Origin of the sequence: Ochrobactrum sp. SFR4 (assembly GCF_019730395.1) — a bacterium.
In the GTDB taxonomy this organism is placed as follows: Bacteria; Pseudomonadota; Alphaproteobacteria; order Rhizobiales; family Rhizobiaceae; genus Pseudochrobactrum.
Genome location: NZ_JAAPBB010000480.1, coordinates 1 through 328, shown reverse-complemented (window position 1 = coordinate 328; position 328 = coordinate 1). Strand labels below are relative to the sequence as shown.

1 protein-coding gene is annotated in these 328 nt (G+C 50.9%); it reads right to left on the bottom strand.

Annotated features, from left to right (window positions below):
• Nucleotides 1–328 (bottom strand): enolase C-terminal domain-like protein (locus tag HBA93_RS19895; protein WP_286202084.1); only part of this gene is annotated, 328 nt, incomplete at both ends.

Sequence of the window (328 nt, the reverse complement as noted above, 5' to 3'; positions counted from 1 at the left end):
TGGCTTCATTTCAATCGAGAAGCCTGGCAGCGATGGCGGCATATAGGCCGCATCCTTGATGATGCATGGCTCGATGAAATGCTCGTGCAGATGGTCAACATATTCGATCACACGACCGTCCATGGTTCCGGAAACGGCAACATAATCAATCATCGAAAGATGCTGCACATATTCACACAGGCCAACACCGCCTGCATGTGGCCAGACTGGCTTGTTGTATTTCGCAGCAATCAGAAGTACTGCCAGAACTTCATTTAGGCCTCCCATACGGCAGCTGTCGATCTGAACGATGTCGATGGCACCTTCCGCGATGAGCTGCTTGAACATG